Raw genomic sequence first — 21,000 nt, 5'->3', positions numbered from 1 at the left:
CAGTCGGAAATACCTATACCTACATGGGCGTCTACAATGAATACTTCGAAAAGTTACTGTTTATGGACGGACACTAGGCTATGATTAGCGTCGAGCGGCGCATCGGAGAGCTGGTAGAGGCCGCGTGCGAGCCGGAGCACCTCCCCATCCCGTTCCATGCGACTCATCGTGGCCGCTGTTACGCCGGCGTTGCGCAGCTCCGCGAGACGCGCGATTCCGCGCACTGTCAGAAGTGCGTGGGCGATTTGGCGCTGGGGAGCGGGCTCTGGCATTGATACGAAATCTAGGAACTAAGGGGTTACAGTCCGAGGATTTGTATCACTTGTTGAGAATCAATGGAAGCCAATCGTCAGCCGCATTGAGCCTTGCGCCGCAGCCATGCTTTGAGCTCGCCGTGGACGGCGGCGCCTTCGAGCAGGATATCGGTTTCCTTGGGATGTGGTCCATCGGGATAGAGATCGGAGCCATGGACAAGATGGATTTCATCCCCGTCGATGCTGAGCGTCCCATCGCGCGGCGACCGGCGCATGAAGGCCTCGGCCGTACGCCGCATCTTCGCAAGCCGGCCTTACCGCGCAGCCGCCGTTGTGCTGGGGCGCATCCGGTATGCACGTGTCGCAACAGATCCTTCAAAGAAAATCGCGGACTTTTAGCACTCTAAACCGCTGAGAATATGTACGTTGAGCCTATCATTTGGGCTGCGGGTCGAGACCGTGACGTATCGGAAAGATCTGCGATGCGGTTGGGCGTATTGACCTCGTCGGACGGCAAGATTGCCTCTGAAAGAGTGGGAGGACGCCAAATGGAGGAAGTCAATACAAGGAGTGCCGGCCGATGATGACACTGGTCAGGCGCCTAAAGGCCGCGGCTCATCTTGATCGACTTCGAATCCTGGGACTTTGTGCGCATGCGGACCTGACCGTCTGCGAGCTAGCAGAAGTTCTGAGTCTGTCTCGCGAGCACGTGGTCGCACACGTGCGCCAGCTCGCCAGAGCCGGCTTTCTTCTCGGCAACGAACATCGCCCCTGGCCTTCGTACCACCTCGAAGCAGGAGGCTCGGACGGCGGCTTGGTTCAATTGTTGGTTGATCTCCTGCCCCACGGCGATGGCCATCACAGACAAGACCTACAGCGCCTGGAGGCGATACAGGGCGCGCGGTCCAAGGTGGCCGCCTGCTTGTCCTGAAACTTAGTCCCAATGGAGCGCGAAGCTGATATGAACAATTCGACTGGCGGCGCCATCGCGGAGCTTGACACTTGCGAGTGGCCTCACCTGGCTGTCGCAGATTCTCGCGTTCACGAGCTGCTTTTAAGACAGGAGCGCCAGGAGCGGACGACCCTCAAACTTATCGCCTCCGAGAACTTCGCGTCCTCCGCGGTGCTGGAAGCGACCGGGTCTATTTTCACCAACAAGTATGCCGAGGGATATCCCGGCGCGCGCTACTACGCCGGAAACGAGATTGTCGATGAGCTTGAGAATCTCGCCATCGAGCGATTGAAGGCGCTGTTCGGCTGTGAACACGCCAACGTGCAGCCTTATTCCGGCTCGCCGGCCAATCAGGCTGTCTGTCGAGCGCTGTTGTGTCCGGGAGACAAGATGATGGGCTTGACCCTCCCCGGCGGGGGGCATCTGACGCACGGTTGGGCCGTCAACTTCTCGGGCACTGACTATCAGCGAGTTCCGTACGGGCTGCACGAAAAGACGCAGCAGATCGACCATGACCGCTTGCGCGAGACGGCCAAACGCGAACGACCGAAGCTCATTTGGGTCGGCGGAACTGCTTATCCACGCATCTTTAACTATGAGGCAATGGCCGACATTGCTTCGGAGGTGAACTCCTATCTGGTAGCCGACATCGCCCACATCAGCGGCCTCATTGTCGCAGGAGTGCATCCGAATCCCGTTGGCCATTGCGATGTTGTCACCAGCACCTCTCACAAATCGATCCGCGGCCCCCGCGGTGGCTTCATCTTGTCAAGGAATGAAGACCGCTATCAGGCGCTCTACCATTCCAAGAGCAAACACAATCTGGCCAAACGCATAGACCGTGCCGTGTTCCCTCTCCTCCAGGGCGGACCGCACATGAATACGATTGCCGCGCTAGCTGTCGCTCTGCACGAAGCAGGGAATGCATCCTTCCGTGTGTACGGTCAGCAGATCGTCAACAACGCCAAGGCTCTGGCCCAGGCCCTTCTTGAGCGAGGTTATGGACTCGTCACGGGGGGCACTGACAATCACATGCTGATCCTTGATCTTAGGGACCGGCCGCTGTCTGGGAAAGCCTATGCCGAGCGCTTGTCGCAAGCAGGTATCATTACGAATTTCAACATGGTGCCGGGCGACCGGCGCCATCCCGCGCTCACCAGCGGCATACGCTTAGGCACGCCAGCAGTGACGTCTGTGGGCATGCGCGAAGCGGAAATGGTGCAGATTGCCGCTTTCATCGACCTGGTCTGTCGCCAGCCCGATGATTCGGACGTGCATGCCAGAGTGCGCAGAGACGTTGCCGACTTCTGCGCTGCGTTCGACGTGCCTGGCATCTCCGACAGGTAAGACGGCCGGATCGACTGTCACATCCAATTCCAACGTTTGAAGCGAGGACATTTCATGACCAGACAATTCGTGTTCTCTTCCGAATCCGTCGGCGCGGGACATCCCGACAAGATGGCCGACAATATCTCAGATGGCGTCCTCGATGCGATCCTTCGCAAGGATCCTAAGGCTCGTGTCGCTTGTGAAGCGTTGGTGAAGTCAGGGATGGTCGTTCTGGCTGGCGAGATCACCAGCCACGCGCAGATCGACTACAGCCAAGTTGCCCGCGATATCATCTTGGACATTGGATATGACGACGATGCGATCGGCTTTGACGGCCGGCGTTGCGCCGTGATCTTGGCCCTGACCGAGCAGTCGCCAGACATCAGCCAGGGCGTCGACGAGGGACGAGGGCAGGATCTCGAGCAGGGAGCCGGGGATCAGGGCCTCATGTTCGGGTACGCATGCAACGAGACCGAAACATTGATGCCGTTGCCAATCCAGCTTGCTCACGATTTGACAAAAAAACAGGCAGAGGTGCGCCAAACCGGACGCCTTGGCTGGCTTCGCCCGGACGTGAAATCTCAGGTGTCCGTCCGCTACGAGGGTTTGCGCCCGGTAGCGATTGATACCATAGTCCTGTCGACGCAGCATGACGAGGAGGTGTCTCAAACCACGGTCCGCGAAGGCGTCATTGAGGAGATCATAAGGCCGGTCTTGCCCCACGATCTTGACACCACGGGGATAAGGTTCCTGGTCAATCCAACAGGCCGGTTCGTGGTCGGTGGGCCGCGCGGCGATTGCGGGCTGACCGGCCGCAAGATCATCGTCGATTCCTACGGCGGGATGGGGCGTCACGGCGGTGGTGCCTTTTCGGGCAAGGACCCGTCCAAGGTTGATCGGTCGGCCGCCTATGCGGCGCGGTACGTCGCAAAAAACGTCGTTGCCAGCGGACTTGCGGAGGTGTGCGAGGTTCAGCTTGCTTATGCGATCGGTGTGGCCGCGCCGGTCTCTGTCCTCGTCAATACATTCGGAACCGCAAAGATTGATGAAAAAAGAATCGAGCGCGCCGTCCTTGAGCTTTTCGATCTCCGGCCGAAAGGCATCATCAAGGCGCTTGATCTCCTACGGCCGATTTACCGCAAGACCGCGACATACGGACACTTCGGCCGCGAAGAGCCGGAGTTCACCTGGGAAAAGACGGACAGAGCCGACGACCTGTTGCGTGAGGCAGGACCGGCAGCTGCGTGATGCGCCGGTATTGGATGCGTCGGCATAGGGCGACCATTTCACATTCGCCAAAAACAGGCCGGCCCCGGCGTGGCGAGAAGCTGGCTTGGGTTTTTGGCGGAGACATGATTGATGCCGAACTATGACGTGCTTTGTATCGGTAATGCCATTGTCGACATCATCGCCCAGTGCGACGAGGCATTCCTTGAGACGAACGGCATCATCAAGGGCGCGATGAATTTGATCGATACGAGGCGCGCCGAGCTGCTCTACAGCCGCATGGGCCCGGCCATCGAAGCCTCCGGCGGCAGCGCCGGCAACACGGCGGCGGGCGTCGCCAGCTTCGGCGGCCGCGCCGCCTTCTTCGGCAAGGTCTCGAACGACACGCTCGGCGAAATCTACGCCCATGACATGCACGCGCAGGGCGTCGCCTTCGACACCAGGCCGCTCAAAGGCGAACCGCCAACGGCGCGCTCGATGATCTTCGTCACGCCGGACGGCGAGCGCTCGACGAACACCTATCTCGGCGCTTGCGTCGAGCTCGGTCCTGAGGATGTCGAAGCGGACAAGGCGTCTGGCGCCGCCGTCACCTATTTCGAGGGATATCTGTGGGACCCGCCGCGCGCCAAGGAAGCGTTCCGGCAGACGGCGAAGCTCGCCCATGCAGCCGGGCGCGAAGTGTCGATGACATTGTCGGATTCGTTCTGCGTCGACCGCTACCGCGACGAATTCCTCGACCTGATGCGTTCGGGCACGGTCGATATCGTCTTTGCCAACAGCCACGAGATCAAGTCGCTCTACCAGACGGCGTTGTTCGACGAGGCGCTGGCGCAGATCCGCAAGGATTGCCGCATCGCCGCCGTGACCCGCTCGGAAAAAGGTTCGGTGATCGTGCGCGGCGACGAGACCGTGGTGATCAAGGCGATCGCCATCAAGGAACTGGTCGACACGACGGGTGCCGGCGATCTCTATGCCGCCGGCTTCCTGCATGGCTACACGCAAAGCCGCGACCTGCAGACCTGCGGCGACCTTGGCTCCCTGGCGGCCGGACTGGTGATCCAGCAGATCGGCCCCAGGCCGCGGCAGAATCTGCGCCGCGAGGCTGAGCAGGCGGGATTGTTGTAGGGCGGTGTTTCAGCGAGGTGCTGCCAGCGCCCTTTGTGAGGCTGTCCAGACAAGCGCGTACACATTGAAATGTCGCGTGCCCGTCCGTGAAGGATGGCGGTTTTCTCCAAATTTCAATTTTGCAGGCTCAGGAACGTTGTCGCACTTCGGCCAGTACTGCCGCCGATCATGATGGCCAAAACGTGTTTTTGACGAAGTCGTTTTTGAGCCGGGATCGTGTCACCGGCAGATTGCCCGAGCGGCGAGGCACAAGCCCGGAGAGTGGCGCAAACGGCTCAGCTCTACCGCGACCTGCGACTTGAGAACACGCCGCAAACGAACAATTTCACATAAAGACATAAACATTTCTTTATACGGCATTGACAACAAAGCGGGCCGCTGCGATTGTCTGGGTGTCGTGGTTCTCCGCAAGGCGTTGCCGTAGCGGAGCTAAGAGGGAAGCCGGTGCAATGCCGGCGCTGCCCCCCGCAACTGTAAGCGGCGAGCCAAACCCACCAATGTCACTAGGGCGAACTGCCCCGGGAAGACGGGGCAGAGGCTGTGACCCGCGAGCCAGGAGACCTGCCACGGCCAACAACGTCCACGGGCGGGGTGTCTGGTGGCCGCGGCAGCTCGGCGTTGATGCCGGCCTGCTAGCGCCTTCCTTGTCCCCGCCCCAACCATCGGGGTATGGAATGAATGTCTCCCAGCAAGTTCCCATAGCAACGCTTGGCGTGCCGCGTATCGGTCGCCGGCGAGAACTGAAATTCGCGCTCGAAAGCTACTGGTCCGGAAAATCGTCTGCTGCCAACCTAGTGTCGATGGCCAAGGCACTGCGTGCCGCCAGCTGGAGCGAGCAGCACGACCGCGGCGTGTCGAAAATCCCGTCGAACGATTTCTCACTGTATGACCATGTGCTCGACACCGCAGCAATGGTCGGCGCCGTGCCAGCTCGTTACGGCTGGACGGGCGGCGAGGTCCCGCTTGACATCTACTTCGCGATAGCGCGCGGGACGCAAGGCGATACTGCGGGTTGTGGACACGCCAGTCACGGGCATGCAGTTCAGGGGCAGCGCGTAACCGCGATGGAAATGACCAAATGGTTCGACACTAACTACCACTACATGTGCCGGAGCTGGGCGACGATCAGACATTCGCCCTCTCGTCGGCGAAACCAGTCGATCACTTTCTGGAGGCAAAAGAGCTCGGCATCCATACACGCCCGGTCATCCTTGGACCGGTGACCTTCCTCAAGCTGGCGAAGTCTCCCGACCAGGGCTTCAATCCCATAGCGCTCCTACCGCGCCTGCTACCCGTCTACGAGCAACTCCTGCAGAGGCTGGATCTCTCGGGGGCCGACTGGGTGCAGATTGATGAGCCGGCCCTTGTGCTCGATCTTAACCCGAACGAACGAGCTGCCTTCGAATTCGCCTATGGGCAGCTGTCGAAAGCCGCGCCCAAGTTGAAAATTATGCTGGCTACCTATTTCGGGCCGCTGGGAAACAATCTCGAGACCGCGCTTTCGCTGCGCCTGGCGGGCCTGCATCTCGACCTCGTGCGCGCTCCCGAGCAGTTGGAGACGGTTGGTCGGCTCGCACCGAAGGATCTGGTGCTCTCACTTGGCCTGATCGACGGCCGCAACGTCTGGCGCGCGAACCTGGCTGCCATTCTCGACCGCATCAAGCCGGTCGTTGCCGGGTGGCCGCTGGATCGCGTCGAGATTGCGCCTTCCTGCTCGATGCTTCATGTGCCGATGGACCTGCGGATGGAGACCGCGCTCGATGTAGACCTCCGTTCGTGGCTGGCATTCGCCGCCCAGAAGACTGAAGAGCTGCTCGTGCTGGCCCAAGCCTTGTCCGAAGGCAGGGAGGCCGTAGCAGGCGCGCTGAAGGGTTCTGAAGAGGCGGCCGCCGCGCGCGCAATGTCTGCAAAGGTCCATGATCCGCTCGTCCACGGGCGCGTTAGCAGCATTGACAGCGTCATGAAGCAACGAAAGAGCGCATTTGCCAAGCGCTCGAGAATCCAGGCCGACACGCTCGGCCTGCCGCCGTTCCCCACGACGACCATCGGGTCCTTCCCGCAGACGCCCGAGGTGCGCAGGGCGCGCTCCGCCCATGCGAAGGGCCGGCTGAGCTATATCGACTACCAGGCCTTCCTGAAGAAGGAGACCGAGGCGGCGGTCCGTTGGCAGGAGGAGATCGGGTTGGACGTGCTGGTACATGGCGAGTTTGAACGCAACGACATGGTGCAGCATTTCGGCGAGCAGCTGTCCGGCCTCGCCTTCACCCAGCATGGCTGGGTGCAAAGTTACGGCTCCCGGCTCGTGCGCCCTCCCATCATCTTCGGCGACGTATCGCGGCCCAATCCGATGACGGTTCTCTGGTGGCAATTTGCCCAGTCGCTGACGAAAAAGCCAATGAAGGGCATGCTCACAGGCCCAGTGACGATTCTTAACTGGTCTTTTGTTCGCGACGACGTACCCCGCGCCGAGGCCTGCTGCCAGATCGCACTTGCCATCCGCGATGAAGTGGCTGACCTTGAAAGAGCTGGCGCAAGGGTGATCCAGATCGATGAGGCCGCGTTTCGCGAAGGCTTGCCCCTGCGGAAGTCCGACTGGAAACATTATCTCGGCTGGGCTGTCGAATGCTTCCGGATCGCTTCGACGGGCGTAGAGGACGCGACCCAAATTCACACCCACATGTGCTATTCTGAGTTCAATGAGATCATCGACTCGATCGCTGAACTGGACGCGGACGTCATTTCGATCGAGACGTCGCGCTCCAAAATGGAACTGCTGGACGCCTTCACGAAGTCAAAATATCCGAACGAAATCGGTCCTGGCGTCTACGACATTCACTCACCACGTGTCCCGGAGATTGGCGAGATTTTGCATCTCGCCCAACTTGCCCGCGAGCGACTGTCGGACGGCCAATTGTGGGTGAATCCGGACTGTGGCCTCAAAACAAGGAAATGGGAGGAGGTCCGCCCTGCCCTCATCAACATGGTCGCTGCAGCATGCGCATTGCGGGAGAAAGTGCAGGCGCAGGCCGCTGGGCCACTGTGACGGGCAAACATGTGACCCGCGGGCTTCGCGGATAATTTGAGGCAGAAAGGACGGCATCGAAAAGCCGCGAAGAGGTCGGTCGACGCGTGCGAGTCCCCACCCTTGTTGTCCAGCCGAAGGTCGGCACGACGGCTCAGCGGCGGGGCAGGATTTGCTCGCACTCTGGTCCGCAGGATGAATGACTTCGATCACGAAATGGGGGAAGGCGGCTTTGTCCATGAGCTTCAGCCTCTCACACAGCCAGCGGTCAACAGACACTTCACCGAGGGGCGAACGCTTGCGGATGCCGCCGGTGCACCGGCACATCGAGATATCGGCGGCGAGGTCGACCATCGAGAGCATCGGTCGCATGTGGCGGACATCGACAAAATAGCAATACCGCCTAACCGCAAGCTGCGACCATTCCTCATCGCTTGATTGAAACTTGGCTGCATCTGGCATGGCGCTTGCTCCGCTTCCGCTAAGGTTCGCTGGAACAGGTTTTCACGCGCACGGGTCGCGGTGAAGTGTTGCTCGACACAAAGGCAGCCGCCAACATTACGATCGATCCAAAGATCTCAGGATGTGCTCTCCGAGCCTACCTTTCCGTTGTTTAGGCTACCGGAGGAGCGGCGAGGAGTAGAACCAACCAAGGTGTAAGGAGCATCTGATGTCGAACATGATGAAGGCGCTGGTCAAGGCCAAGGCCGAGCCGGGCATCTGGATGGAAGAAGTGCCGGTGCCGGAAATCGGCCCGAACGACGTTCTGATCAAGATCAAGAAGACCGCGATCTGCGGTACCGACGTCCACATCTACAATTGGGACCAGTGGGCGCAGAAGACCGTGCCGGTACCGATGGTGACCGGCCACGAATTCGTCGGCACGGTCGCCGACTTCGGCGCGGCAGTCACCGAGTACAAGATCGGCCAGCGCGTTTCGGGCGAAGGCCACATCGTCTGCGGCCATTGCCGCAATTGCCGGGCGGGCAGGGGGCATCTGTGCCGCAACACGCTCGGCGTCGGCGTCAACCGGCCCGGCGCCTTCGGTGAATATCTGGCGATCCCGCAGCACAACGTCGTGCCGATCCCCGACGATGTGCCCGACGAGATCGCCGCGATCTTCGATCCGCTGGGCAATGCGGTCCACACCGCACTGTCCTTTGATCTGGTCGGCGAGGACGTGCTGGTCACCGGCGCCGGGCCGATCGGCATCATGGGTGCGCTGGTGGCGCAGTGCGTCGGCGCGCGAAAAGTGGTCATCACCGACATCAACCCGGTGCGGCTGGCGCTGGCGAAAAAGCTCCGCGTCCAGCACGTTGTCGATGCATCGAAGGAAAAGCTGCGCGACGTCATGCCGGCGCTCGGCATGACTGAAGGCTTTGACGTCGGCCTCGAAATGTCGGGCGCCGCACCCGCCTTCCGCGACATGATCGACGCCATGAACAATGGCGGCAAGATCGCCATTTTGGGCATCGCGCCGACCGGCTTCGAGATCGACTGGAACAAGGTCATCTTCAAGATGTTGCATCTCAAGGGCATCTATGGCCGCGAGATGTTCGAAACCTGGTACAAGATGATCGCGCTGGTGCAGGGCCCGCTCGATGTCAGCGGCCTGATCACGCACCGCATCGGCATTGCTGATTTTCAAGTAGGCTTCGACGCGATGCGCAGCGGCAGCTCGGGCAAGGTGGTGATGGACTGGCAGGGCGACTGGTCGATGTGACTTTGCGGAGGTGCTGACGGGAACGCCACCCTGGCTGCCGTCGATCTCCGCGCGAGGGGCATCGCTGTGCAAAAGCAGTGGGTCCTCCCCCGACGTGCGCCGCTCAATCGTCGGCGACGTATCGCGGCCAAATCGGCGACGCTCGTGGCAATTCGCCCAGATCGGGCAAGGAAATGCTCACAGGCCCGCCGCGATCGTCTGCTTTCCCACTGCCTAGGATCGAGGCCGAGGTGTTGTGGGCGTTTCAGTCGGTAAGATGGGATATGTGATCTCCGGTCGCTTTCCGGTCAGCGAATGAAGGAAGGCAACGATCCGATCGATTTCGATTTGCGTTAGCTCTTGGCCAAGCTGGGTGGTGCCCATGATAGCGACGGTCTCTCTCAGGTCCCAGACCTTGCCCGAATGAAAGTATGGCGCGGTGATTGCTACGTTGCGCAGCGACGGCACGCGGAAAACATAGGAATCCTCTGGTACATTGGTGACGGCAAATCGTCCCTTGTCGTTCTCCGGCAGAATGTCGGCGCTAGGCTTCTCTACGAGGCCGAATGGGTAATAGCCTTCCCCACCAATATTGACGCCGGAATGGCAGGACGAGCAGCCCTTTTCCAAAAAAAGGGCCAGGCCCTGTTTCGCTTCGGAACCGATGGCGGTGTCATCGCCATTGAGGTAGGCGTCGAAGGGGGCCGGCGTGACCAGTGTCCCCTCGTAGGCTGCGAGTGCATTGACTACGTTTTCGAGGGTGACGGGATCTGCTTGCTCCGGGAAAGCTGAATGGAACAACTCCACATATTGCGGCATCGATTTGAACGTCTCGACCACTCGATGCGGTGTGTTGGCCATTTCGACACCGGCCTGTATCGGCCCTTTGGCCTGAGCTTTCAGGTCTTCGGCGCGACCGTCCCAAAACTGTGATTTGTTGAAGACAGAGTTAAACACCGTCGGCGCGTTGCGCTGCCCCTTCTGCCAACCATGGCCAATCGAAGTTTCACGATTGTCGTCGCCCCCGGTGGCCAGGTTGTGGCACGAGTTGCAGGAGAAAACGCCTGAGGACGAGAGGCGTGGATCGAAGAACAGTGCATTGCCGAGGGCAATCTTCTCGGGCGTGCTCGGGTTGTTGGCGAGCGCCGGCGTGAATGGCAAGGGCTTGAAGGTGGCCAGTGCCGTTTCTCTGAGGTCTGGCGGAATGGACTGCGCAGCAAAAGCTGTGGCTGCCACAAGCGCAACAGCCACCGCAGGGAATAGAATTTTCATAAATGGAGTCCTTACGATGTGCACGGAGACCATTCTCCACATGCGGCTTGCAAACGCCCTGCGCTAGATCAGCGGATCGAGGGAATCGTGCCTGCCGACCAAGCCAATCGAGCGGCGGAAACAGTAACTGCGGTGTATCAATCGCCCGACGGCGGATTCCTTTGGTGGGCCGCGCAATCGCTGTTGTTCGCCTGAGGGTTTGGTCGGTTCCGTGGCCTATCGCCACATGCTGCCGCAACGCCAACCTGTTCATACGCGCAAGGTTTTCTGCCCCTGCGAGTGCACGGCTCATGGTGCTTTACAAGCTTTCTGCGTCTTCCTTTTGCAATTCAAACCAGACGAGATCGGAACGGAAAGGCGGACACTGGCGCAGTTATGGGACAGCGACTACCAGGCAGATCAGTGTCACGACCGCGTGATGTGGTCCTATAGACCTCAATCTTTGACGAGCAACGAACAATCCTGTCGTGACATTTGTTGCTTTCACCGGAAATCACCACTAGAAGCGACGCTCCGCAGACCAATCCACCGGAGAGTTTCATGCCAGAAGAAGACTTCAAAAACATCGACAACCTCATCCAGCTTACCACAGATGTTGTCTCAGCCTATGTTTCCAACAATCCCGTTCCGGTGGGGGACCTTTCAGCCCTGATCGGCCAAGTGCACGAAGCTTTGAAGGGCACGGCGGCCGGTTGCGTCTCGGCACAAGAGCCGACGGTGTTGACGCCGGCGGTCTCGATCAGAAAATCGGTGACGCCGGACTACATTGTCTCCCTTGAGGACGGCAAGAAATTCAAATCGCTAAAGCGTCATCTGTCGACCCATTACGGGCTGAGCCCTAATGAATATCGCGCCAAATGGGGTCTGCCGGCGGACTATCCCATGGTCGCGCCGAACTACGCGGCTGCGCGCTCTGCCCTGGCCAAGACAATGGGACTCGGCCGCAAACCGAAAGAGCCTGAAGTCTCGGCGCCGGAGAAGCGGTCCAGAAAGAAGGTACCAGCGTGACTTCCTCATCCAGACCCGCTGTGGGGCTGGCGGCTCGATCGGCATGATGTGAGCGAAACATCGAAAGGCGGGATCAAATCCCGCCTTTTCCTTGCACGGTGTGATTACACGGCGCGAAGCGGAATGGAATTGACATAGCGCAGAGACACAGGAGATCGCAGGGGTAAAAGGAGGACAGTTATCAACTTGGGAGGGAAACTGTTGCAGACTTCTATCCTGACAAAACATCGCGAGGCTCTCCTGCCTTGGTACACCATCTATCCGACTGTGCCGGAGTTCTCCGCAGCGGTCGGCGCCGAAAGCTATGAGGAATGGCTAAGAGGTCTGCCGGCTGACGATCCGGTGTCGCTCTATCTCCACATTCCGTTCTGCCGATCGATTTGCTGGTATTGCGGCTTTCCGACCACGATTGCCCGCAATCAGGGTCCGATCCTCGACTATGTGGCCGTTCTGCGTGACGAGATCCGTTTGGTCTCGGAGCAAGTGCAGCAGAGGCTCGTCGTGAACGACGTGCATTTCGGCGGTGGAACCCCGACCCTGATCGGGGCAGCGGAATTCTTGGCCATGATTGAACTCCTGCGCCGCCGCTTCGTGTTCAGGGAGCCCGCTAAGATCGCCGTCGAAATTGACCCGCGCACGTTCACCCGCGAGATCGCCGAGGCACTGGGAGCAGCCAATGTGAGCCGCGCGAGTCTCGGGGTGCAGAGTTTTGATCCAATTGTTCAAAAAGCGATCAACCGGGTCCAGAGCGAGGCGCAGACGGCCGCTGCCGTCGAAGAGCTGCGCCAGCATGGAGTAAGCGGCATCAACGTCGATCTCATGTTCGGTCTCCCGAATCAGACGGTAGAGTCCTGCGTCCAGACTGCGGCGGCAACCGCCGCCATGCGTCCCAACCGGCTTGCGGTGTTCGGCTACGCGCATATTCCATCGATGATCAAGAATCAGCGCCTGATCGAGAAGACTGCTCTGCCGGACAGCGTCGCCCTCGCCGAACAGGCTGCGGCCGTGGCAGATACGCTGCTTGCGGCCGGCTACCGAGAGATCGGCCTCGACCATTTCGCCTTGCCGGACGACGAACTTACGCTGGCGCAGACCCGCGGTCGGCTACGCCGTAACTCGCTGGGTTACTCGGCCGACACCTGCAAAACCGTGATCGGTTTCGGCGCGTCGGCTATCGGGCGGGTCGGCGATGGTTACGTCCAGAACGAGGTGACACACGAGTCCTACAGCCGGCACATAGCAGGTGGCCGTCTGGCGACGTCAAAAGGCTACCGGCTCACAGACGAAGACCGCGTGCGAGCCGCAATCATCGAGCGGCTGATGTGCGATTTGGAGGCCGATGTGCCGGCAATCTGTGCGGCCTATGGATTCGATCCAATCCGCTTTCTCGATTCAACTGAACGCCTGGCGAAGCTGGCCGAGGACGGGGTAGTGGACATCGAAAACGGTCTCATCCGGGTGCGGCAGGAGCATCGCTTCGTGATTCGCGCTGTTGCGGCCGCATTCGATGCTTTTCTCGACCGGGTTGTCCCATAAGCACAGCCAAGCAGCGTGAGGGGCGCCAAAGCGATAAGCTCTTGCCAAACGGCACGCTCGTAAAAATGCCGCAGGCCCCGGTCACGGCGCCCCTGTGCGGATTGAAGTGTTGGACCTTCCCGAATGGACGAGCGTGCCGCCCACAACGCGTCACAGCCATACAACGGTCACTGGTTTTGTGAGATGCCCGGCCGGTCGACATCTGTGCCTATGAATACTCGTTTCGCAGGCAAGAAACTGACGGGAACGACACGATCGTCGGCGCGATTATCTCGTCCATGGCTCGCGCATTACGGGTACATCGCATCAAGTTCGATGCGGCAGCCCCTTGTTCGTCAGTGATAAGATCAACAGTTTTGGGGTTATGGGCGGAAACTAGCCTAGCCTAGCCACAACTAATAGCGACGTGGGTACGATCCGAGAATTCTCAGGCCATCAATCTCCGCCAACGCGGCCAGCGCCGGGTGCGTCAAAACGTGTCCAGCGACATCGATGACATACTGATGGGTGTCTAGCCGCTCGCAGGTCGGACGCTGATAGACATTGAGAACGGCTAAATCGTCATTCGAGAACCTGTTCAGGACACAACTGAGATTTTGCTCTGAAACGCGGAGGTGAAGTGTTGTCCGGTCAAATCCTGTCGGCGCAGGGGTCCTGCGCCCGAGCACCCACCACCGCGTAACGTTATGCACCCCTTTTTCAATTCCTGTTCGCAATATCTGCAGATTGTACAGCTTGGCACCAAGCGCAGGACCAAAGGCTGCTATCGAGGGAGATTTTTGCTCCGCCACGAAAGATGTCGATCCCCGACGGCTCTCTCGCTCGACGTTGGGCATGTTCTCGTCGAGCCACCCGGCTAACTCCTGCAGAGCCACGGGGTGGCCCACCACCTTAGCGATCATCGAGAAACTCGCATCCTTGCTGGCCATGAGGCTGTAGCTCAGGACCTTCGGGTACTCGGCGATAATCGTGGGAGACCTCAAGCTCAAGACTTGGTCGAGGTAGGGAGTGGCTCCGACCAGAGAGTCGTAGCTGGGACGCATGCAACGTCGACGCAGCCATTCTCATATGCTTCGAACAATCCCTCGCTGAACGGGACGAGTTCAACTCGGTCACCAAAGAGGTCCAGCGAGGCTTGATGGGTCCAGGTCCCCTCAGGGCCAATGTAGCCTGCCCTCTTGATTCCGGAGGTGTCGATGGCTGGAGGCTGGCTGAATTGCTCGTTCATTCCCCGGCACGCTCGATCGAGAATGCGATAAACATCTGCTGCAGAAAGTAAGAGGGCTGGGACCCGCCCCTCTTCGCTTGCAACATCGTGTGGCAGTAGAACTTAGCAGCTTGCTACAATCCGCCGCCCCAGTCGGCGGGAATCCGTGTTCTTGCCCGCTCCTATGGCGCGGTCAGTGGCACTTCTGCCCGGCTCTTGCCGGGCAGAAGCAGAAAAAGGTCAGCCAGCTTTGCTGAGACTGCCAGCGGATGATTTGCCAGTACGGCGGTCCTGTTCGACCTCATAGTTGATCTTCTGGCCCTCATTAAGGGTCGAAAGGCCCGCTCGTTCGACAGCGGAAATGTGGACGAAAACGTCCTGACCTCCGTTGTCAGGCTGGATAAAACCGAATCCCTTGGTGCTGTTGAACCACTTCACCGTTCCAGTCGCCATAGCGTATTCCTTTGTAACAATTCAATGTAGGCAGGCCATAAGCCAGGTCCGCTTCATATCCGAGACTTTAGGGCAGCAAAAGCTAAAATAGCAAAAGCCCGGTCAAATCGCTAAAGCGGCTCGCAAGCTCCATCATGACCGCCTTGTCGCGGACAGCGTCTCCCGCGCTGGCGCTCCGAATGGCAAACACAAGTTCTGAAACGCTCCGGTAAATTCCAGAACCGCGTCTATCGCTGGTTTGGAGTCCTGTTAGGGACCTGCGATCGGCCGATGTGAGCAAGAGTACGCGGACGACCAGCAACTACGGGCGCGCGCTGACGCCACCATCTTCGCCGCTGTCCTAAGGGTAGTTCACGTAGCCACCTCTTTAAGCGGCAAGCGCCCCCCATTCGGCGGTGTCAGACGTCGGACAATGTCGGAGGTACGCAACAGAGAGTCCGTTGAATCGCATCGCCGAAACGGCTTTCTCATCTGGCACAGTTCCTGCGGGGTCATGCAGAACACGCAGGAGAGTCGTCCCATGATCCCCACCCAGAAAAATGCCGCCCCACCTTTCGCCGACCTACTCAAAACTGACATCCGAGCCGGGCCTGGCAGCATTGTGAGGGCTCGTCTGGACCGGCGCTGCCCACCGATCCACCTTCTCCCAGTGGGGGCGACAGGGACGCGGCACCTTCAAATTGAGGGACAACTCACTTCCCTGCGAACTTTGTCCATCGCCCGGTCACCACAACCGAAGCCACCGTCTGCTTGGCTGCGGGGCGCACTCTTTGCGACCGCGCTGGCATTTCTGACGACCGCGCCGTCTCCGGCGGCCGCCTATGACATAGCGAATTTCCTGCTCGACAACGGCATGGAGGTGGTCGTCATACCCGATCACCGCGCGCCCATCGTCACCCATATGCTGTGGTACAAGGTCGGCAGTGCCGACGAACCTCCGGGCAAATCCGGCATCGCGCATTTCTTAGAGCATCTGATGTTCAAAGGGACGGCCAATCACGGCGCCGGCGAGTTGGACCGCGCGGTGGCGGAGATCGGGGGCTCGCTAAACGCCTTCACCTCTTACGATTATACTGCCTTCTACGAAAGAGTGGCGCCCTCGGCAGTGGAGCAGATGATGAGCTTCGAGGCTGATCGCATGCGCAATCTCACCCTCACGGATGACGTCATCAACACCGAGCGGGACGTGGTCCGCGAGGAGCGTCGCTTGAGGGTCGACAACAATCCGGAGGCGCTTCTCGATGAGGAGGTCGTCACGACACTCTGGCAGAGCCAACCCTACCGGATCCCGGTGATCGGCTGGATGCACGAGATCGAGAAGCTGGACCGCAACGACGCCGTGGCTTTTTATGACAAGTACTGGCCGAACAACGCCGTGCTGGTGGTGGCAGGCGACGTCCAGCCCGAGGCCGTGAAGGCGCTGGCCGAGAAGACCTATGGCAAGGTCCCGCGTGGACCAGATCTGCCGCCACGCGAACGCCCGTCTGAGCCGGTGCAGAACACCAGGCGCACATTGACGCTAAGGGATGGCCGCGTTTCGGTCCCCATCTTTTCCAGATATTGGGTGGTGCCGTCCTATCGCACCGCCGAGCCCGGCGAAGCCGAGGCGCTGGACCTGCTGGCACAGATTCTCGCCGGGGGCAACCGCAGCCGGCTGTACCAGGAGCTCGTTGTGAAGCAGGGCATAGCCGCAGCGGCCGACGCTGATTTCGAGGGCACCATGCTGGATGCTGGCAAGTTCAGCATCCGCGGCTGGCCGCGCGGCAAGGCGAAGCTTGCGGATGTCGAGGCCGCAGTCGACGCCGAGATAGCGCTCATCGCCAGGAACGGCATCACCAGCGACGAACTGGAGAAGACGAAAAACCGCTATATCCGCTCGTTCATCTTCGCCCATGACGAGCAGGCCTCCGTCGCTGGCAGGTATGGCGCCACGCTTGCCACAGGCGGCAATGTGAAAGACGTCGAGGAATGGCCGGACCGCATCCGTAAGGTCACGGCCGATCAGGTTAAGGCCGTTGCCGCCCGCTACCTCGTGTCCGACCATTCGACCACCGGCTATCTCCTGCCCAAGGAAAATTGACATGATGACGAACCAATTCCGCAGGGCCATTCCACAGGCATTGCCCTCTCCTTTTGGACAAGGCTGGCGCCTCGCCTCCTGGCTGGCTGTCCTTTGCCTTGCTATTTTCTTCCTCACCCTGCCAGCGTGTACCGCCCGTGCTGCGGCGAACATCCAGGAGGTGAAATCTGAAAAGGGGATCACCGCCTGGCTGGTGGAAGACCATAAGCTGCCGATCGTCACGCTCCAGTTCGTGTTTGACGGCGGCACCAGCCAGGACCCGGCCGGTAAGGAGGGGCTTGCCAATTTGATGACCGGCTTGTTCGACGAGGGCGCAGGCGATCACGGCGGCGACACCTTTCAGGTGCGGCTCGATGATGCCGGCGCTGAGATGAGCTTCCACGTGCGGCCTGACGGCATCTATGGCTCGGTGCGCATGCTTTCCCAGCGCCAGGACGCCGCTTTCGATCTCATCAGGCTCGCGTTGAACAGGCCCCGCTTCGATCAGGAACCCTTTGACCGAATCCGCGCTCAGCTTCTCTCCGGCATTGTTGCCAACGAGCGCGAACCTCACGCGATTGGCAGGGATGCATGGCGGCGCAGGCTCTACGGCGCCCATCCGTATTCGAGGCCGCCCGAGGGCACCAAGGAAAGCCTGGCCCGCATAACGCCCGCCGATCTAAGCGCCTTCCACAAGGCCGCTTTCGCCCGCGAGGGGCTGCACGTGGCGGTTGTCGGCGACATAGATGCCAAAGCCCTGAGTGCAAGGCTCGACCAGTTGTTCGGCGATTTGCCTCAGAAGCAGGCGCTCGCCCAGGTACCTGATGTCACCCCGCAGCTCGGCCAGTGGACGTTGGTCGCATACGCCCTGCCCCAGACTTCGCTCCAGCTGGCTTTTCCCGGCATCGGACGCAGCGACCCGGAATTCTATGCCGCGCAGCTGATAAACGATATACTCGGAGGCTCGCCATTCACCTCACGTCTGTTCCAGGAAGTGCGGGAAAAGCGTGGCCTGGCCTACGGTGTGTCCTCCAGTTTGGAAGGCCACCAGCATTCCAACACGCTTGTCGTGACCACGTCGACGCGCGCCGACAGGGCGGCGGAGACACTCGACCTGATTAGACAAGTAATCAAGGAGCTGGTGGACACCGGGCCAACAGCGGCCGAGCTCGAAGCGAGCAAAAAGTATCTGATCGGGGCCTATGCTATGAGCAATCTTGGTTCCTCCAGGGCGATTTCAGCCACGCTTCTCAGGCTGCAGCTCGACAAGCGCGGCATAGACTACATCCAACGGCGCCCGGCCCTCATCGAGCAGGTGACGCTCGACGAAGTCAGAGCGGCGGCGAAGAAACTGCTGTCGGCCGAGCCCGCCATTATGGGCGTTGGCCCGCGGCTAGCTGGTGTCCCGTGACAGCGAATAATCTCGCGCTCTAAGAATAGTTGCTGAAGGACTCCGCCCACATACGTTTGGCTGATTCGACTATGGTGCGGCAGAATGCACGCCTTGATTTCTGCCTGCTCGCCCTCGTAGACAAGGTTCTCGCCCGGCGGTCCTATTGCCGAGCCGGAGAACGCCCGACCTTCCGAGAAAGCATTCTAACTTTCGCGTATATGAAACACGCGAAAGTTAGATTCTCTTGAATTTTGGAGCTCACTATGCTACTTTCCCGTATTTCAGATACGAGAAAGTTAGAAATGGCCCTTCACCTCGTCGGGGAAAACATCGATAAAACCCGCAGCCACTATCAGGCTGAAACGGGCAAGCTCGTCCAGCTAATGCGCGGCATCTATGTCGATGCCGGGGAGGATATCGAGGCCACGATACTCAAACACGCCGTCCGCGTCGCCAAATACCTGTATCCCAACGCTTACCTCTCGGCGGCGAGCGCTGTCATTCTCGGCCCGACCCGCGATGGCCGTCTGTTCCTGAGCGGGCGACGAATACAGCGCACGCGCTTGCGCTCGCTGGAAATCATTCAGAACGCAGCCCCCGACCACCCATCAGTCGCTCAAGCGAATGTCGATGATGGCATGGGAGAATTCCGGATCGACGTCTCCTCGATGCGCCAGCGCTTCCTCGAAGCTTTCCGCCTGCGCAGCGAACACGCGGCATCCATCGATGAGACGATGCGCGAGACAATCGCGAACCGCCTCATAGAAGAATACGGCAGCGCCCAGGGCGCTGCCGACGCGACATGGGCGCTTGCCCGCGAAAACCAGTGGTATCGCGAAGGCGAGCACGCCGAGCGCTTCCTCCTGCGCCGTCCAGTGACCGCAGAGCCTGCGCGCAATGAAGCCGCGTTCGATCTGATCGTAGCGTGGCACGGCGCTCCGCTCGGCAATCTCACACATGATGGTTTTGAGTGGCGCTGGAATCCAGACGATCAGGATGGCCCGCCACTTGTTCGCCAGACCACGCCGGGCAAGCTCCCTCCTTTCATCCTCTCGCTGCTGCCTGAAGGCTGGCTTGAGTCGGTGTTGAATGACCGCGACGAGCGCGCGACGCTGCGCTCGGGCAAACGCTACATGTCCAACATCACCATCGTCGAGCGTGCGAGCGATCTCTCCGCCCTGCCGCCCGACGTCCTGCTAACCCGGCTCAATGGCTTCACTAGAAATTCTATCTTCACTGGCCAGTATGCAGGGCCGGGTCGGGGCGATCTGGAGCAGAGCTTCGAGCGCAATCTGGCGCAGATTTTCGAGCGTACCGATACGCCGCGTTTATCAGGCGTTCAGATCAAAGCGCCGATGTTCCTCGATAACGACGGTACTCTCTCCCCCAGTACCGGCAAACCATTCACCCATATCCTCAAGCCTGCCGGTACAGGTGGATTTGAACCCCTGCCGGTTATCGAATGGCAGTCGCTCGCTTTGGGCAGCGCGGCCGGTTTCAAGACGCCCGCGACGGCGCTCGTCCCCATGCCTGACGGGATGCCTCCGGCGCTCCTCGTCGAGCGGTTCGACATCAGAACGAGCCTTGACGACAAGCACCTTTTGGCGCTTGAGGATTTTTGCTCAGTGCTCGGTGTGCCCACGGAAGCAAAATACGACGGCACAATGGAGCGAATCGCGCGGGCACTAAGACCGCTATCGACCTCCCCCGAAGACGACGTCCTGCTTGTCCTCAAGCGATCCTTATTCGCCTGGCTGATCGCCGATGGCGACATGCACCTGAAGAACATGGCACTGCTGAAAATCGCAGAGCCCGGCAGCGCGCAGTTCAGCTCAGTCCGCATGGCTCCGCTCTACGACGCGGTCACGACTCGCGTGTTTCCACATCTCGAAAAAGACCGGATGGCCCTCAAGCTGAACGGCAAAGACGATCGTCTGCGGCGCGCCGACTTCAAGGCTTTCGCGAGCACGGCTGGCATCAAGGCAGCCGATGCGGATAGCAGCATCGACGATCTCGTTGCAGCCCTCTCACGCGCTCTCAACCACCTCGAATTGCCGCCGCCTCTATCAGACGGCTCTCAAGGCGCAAAGATGGCGGAGCAAATGCGCGCTATTGTCCACGAACGCATCGAAGGGTTTGCGTAGATATATCGATTACTGATACGACGGTTTCCGCTCTCAGACCCAAACACCCTATATGGCTGAACCGCCTAGCCATATAGCGTTCGAGCTTGAGCTTGCGCTTTTTCCCAATCCGGCCTCCCATCCGCGTCCAATTTTTTGCCCCCTTATGGACTGTGCGACGTCAGCGTTCGCCCGGGCGGAGCTGGTCAAGGTTGCGCAGCCCGGGCGGGCGCGGATCGCGCTTGGCAGCTGAAGGGTGATCAGGCGCGGTTCTTGAAACGCCAGGACTCGCGTGGACAGGTGACAAGTCATTGATGCTGCGGACCTGCAACTTTTCT

Annotated in this window: 14 protein-coding genes, 3 pseudogenes and 1 riboswitch; of the genes and pseudogenes, 12 read left to right on the top strand and 5 right to left on the bottom strand. The window is 59.9% G+C overall.

The genetic code is table 11. The features are described 5' to 3' along the window. Positions 1 to 56 precede the first annotated feature (56 nt). Together AC0L15_RS24330 and AC0L15_RS24325 are read right to left on the bottom strand one after the other, a co-directional pair. A pseudogene (locus AC0L15_RS24330) lies at positions 57 to 272 on the bottom strand (type IV toxin-antitoxin system AbiEi family antitoxin domain-containing protein); the annotation flags it as partial. Positions 273 to 349: 77 nt separating this feature from the next. Then, a complete protein-coding gene (locus AC0L15_RS24325; RefSeq protein WP_473497341.1) occupies positions 350 to 553 on the bottom strand; it encodes a hypothetical protein in 204 nt (67 codons plus the stop codon). 281 nt (positions 554 to 834) lie between these two features. Here AC0L15_RS24325 and AC0L15_RS24320 point away from each other — a divergent pair, with 281 nt between their 5' ends. The 7 genes and pseudogenes from AC0L15_RS24320 (at position 835) to tdh (ending at position 9,632) form a co-directional block, all read left to right on the top strand. Continuing rightward, positions 835 to 1,185 carry an ArsR/SmtB family transcription factor gene (locus AC0L15_RS24320; RefSeq protein WP_473497340.1) on the top strand — a complete coding sequence of 117 codons (351 nt, stop codon included), beginning with the start codon at positions 835 to 837 and terminating at the stop codon, positions 1,183 to 1,185. A gap of 30 nt (positions 1,186 to 1,215) precedes the next feature. After that, positions 1,216 to 2,553, top strand: coding sequence for a serine hydroxymethyltransferase (locus tag AC0L15_RS24315; protein ID WP_473497338.1), 1,338 nt, complete (start codon positions 1,216 to 1,218; stop codon positions 2,551 to 2,553). 54 nt (positions 2,554 to 2,607) lie between these two features. Further along, positions 2,608 to 3,783 (top strand): methionine adenosyltransferase, encoded by a 1,176-nt coding sequence (gene metK, locus AC0L15_RS24310; protein ID WP_473497337.1) that lies wholly within the window; start codon positions 2,608 to 2,610, stop codon positions 3,781 to 3,783. 111 nt (positions 3,784 to 3,894) lie between these two features. Next, positions 3,895 to 4,887, top strand: a complete 993-nt coding sequence (locus tag AC0L15_RS24305) for an adenosine kinase (RefSeq protein WP_473497335.1) — start codon at positions 3,895 to 3,897, stop codon at positions 4,885 to 4,887. A gap of 381 nt (positions 4,888 to 5,268) precedes the next feature. Continuing rightward, positions 5,269 to 5,470, top strand: a riboswitch (cobalamin riboswitch). Between the two features lie 91 nt (positions 5,471 to 5,561). Then, positions 5,562 to 7,930, top strand: a pseudogene (metE, locus tag AC0L15_RS24300) (5-methyltetrahydropteroyltriglutamate--homocysteine S-methyltransferase). 174 nt (positions 7,931 to 8,104) lie between these two features. Further along, the gene (locus tag AC0L15_RS24295) at positions 8,105 to 8,347 is read left to right on the top strand and encodes a hypothetical protein (protein WP_473497333.1); all 243 of its coding nucleotides are present in this window, start codon (positions 8,105 to 8,107) and stop codon (positions 8,345 to 8,347) included. 232 nt (positions 8,348 to 8,579) lie between these two features. Next, entirely contained in the window at positions 8,580 to 9,632 is a 1,053-nt protein-coding gene (gene tdh / locus AC0L15_RS24290) for an L-threonine 3-dehydrogenase (protein ID WP_473497331.1), read from the top strand. Between the two features lie 213 nt (positions 9,633 to 9,845). Here the strand turns inward: tdh and AC0L15_RS24285 are convergent, their stop codons facing one another. Beyond that, entirely contained in the window at positions 9,846 to 10,883 is a 1,038-nt protein-coding gene (locus AC0L15_RS24285) for a cytochrome-c peroxidase (RefSeq protein WP_473497329.1), read from the bottom strand. Positions 10,884 to 11,423: 540 nt separating this feature from the next. Here AC0L15_RS24285 and AC0L15_RS24280 point away from each other — a divergent pair. Together AC0L15_RS24280 and hemN are read left to right on the top strand one after the other, a co-directional pair. Beyond that, on the top strand, positions 11,424 to 11,891 hold the full coding sequence (locus tag AC0L15_RS24280; RefSeq protein ID WP_473497327.1) for a Ros/MucR family transcriptional regulator: 468 nt from the start codon (positions 11,424 to 11,426) through the stop codon (positions 11,889 to 11,891). A 201-nt stretch (positions 11,892 to 12,092) separates the two neighbouring features. Further along, a complete protein-coding gene (hemN, locus tag AC0L15_RS24275) occupies positions 12,093 to 13,427 on the top strand; it encodes an oxygen-independent coproporphyrinogen III oxidase (RefSeq protein WP_473497325.1) in 1,335 nt (444 codons plus the stop codon). A gap of 395 nt (positions 13,428 to 13,822) precedes the next feature. Here hemN and AC0L15_RS24270 read toward each other — a convergent pair. Further along, a pseudogene (locus AC0L15_RS24270) lies at positions 13,823 to 14,655 on the bottom strand (prephenate dehydratase). Positions 14,656 to 14,874: 219 nt separating this feature from the next. Continuing rightward, positions 14,875 to 15,087 carry a cold-shock protein gene (locus AC0L15_RS24265; RefSeq protein WP_008874821.1) on the bottom strand — a complete coding sequence of 71 codons (213 nt, stop codon included), beginning with the start codon at positions 15,085 to 15,087 and terminating at the stop codon, positions 14,875 to 14,877. A 493-nt stretch (positions 15,088 to 15,580) separates the two neighbouring features. Between AC0L15_RS24265 and AC0L15_RS24260 the strand changes: the two genes are divergently transcribed. From AC0L15_RS24260 to AC0L15_RS24250, 3 genes are all read left to right on the top strand, one after another. Then, a complete protein-coding gene (locus tag AC0L15_RS24260; protein WP_473497323.1) occupies positions 15,581 to 17,167 on the top strand; it encodes a M16 family metallopeptidase in 1,587 nt (528 codons plus the stop codon). Between the two features lie 4 nt (positions 17,168 to 17,171). Next, complete coding sequence (locus AC0L15_RS24255) at positions 17,172 to 18,557, top strand: M16 family metallopeptidase (protein ID WP_473497344.1); 1,386 nt, start codon at positions 17,172 to 17,174, stop codon at positions 18,555 to 18,557. 284 nt (positions 18,558 to 18,841) lie between these two features. Then, a complete protein-coding gene (locus tag AC0L15_RS24250) occupies positions 18,842 to 20,683 on the top strand; it encodes a type II toxin-antitoxin system HipA family toxin (protein ID WP_473497321.1) in 1,842 nt (613 codons plus the stop codon). Positions 20,684 to 21,000 lie beyond the last annotated feature (317 nt).

Source organism: Mesorhizobium sp. WSM4846 (assembly GCF_055811415.1).
This window is presented reverse-complemented; position numbering and strand designations above follow the sequence as displayed.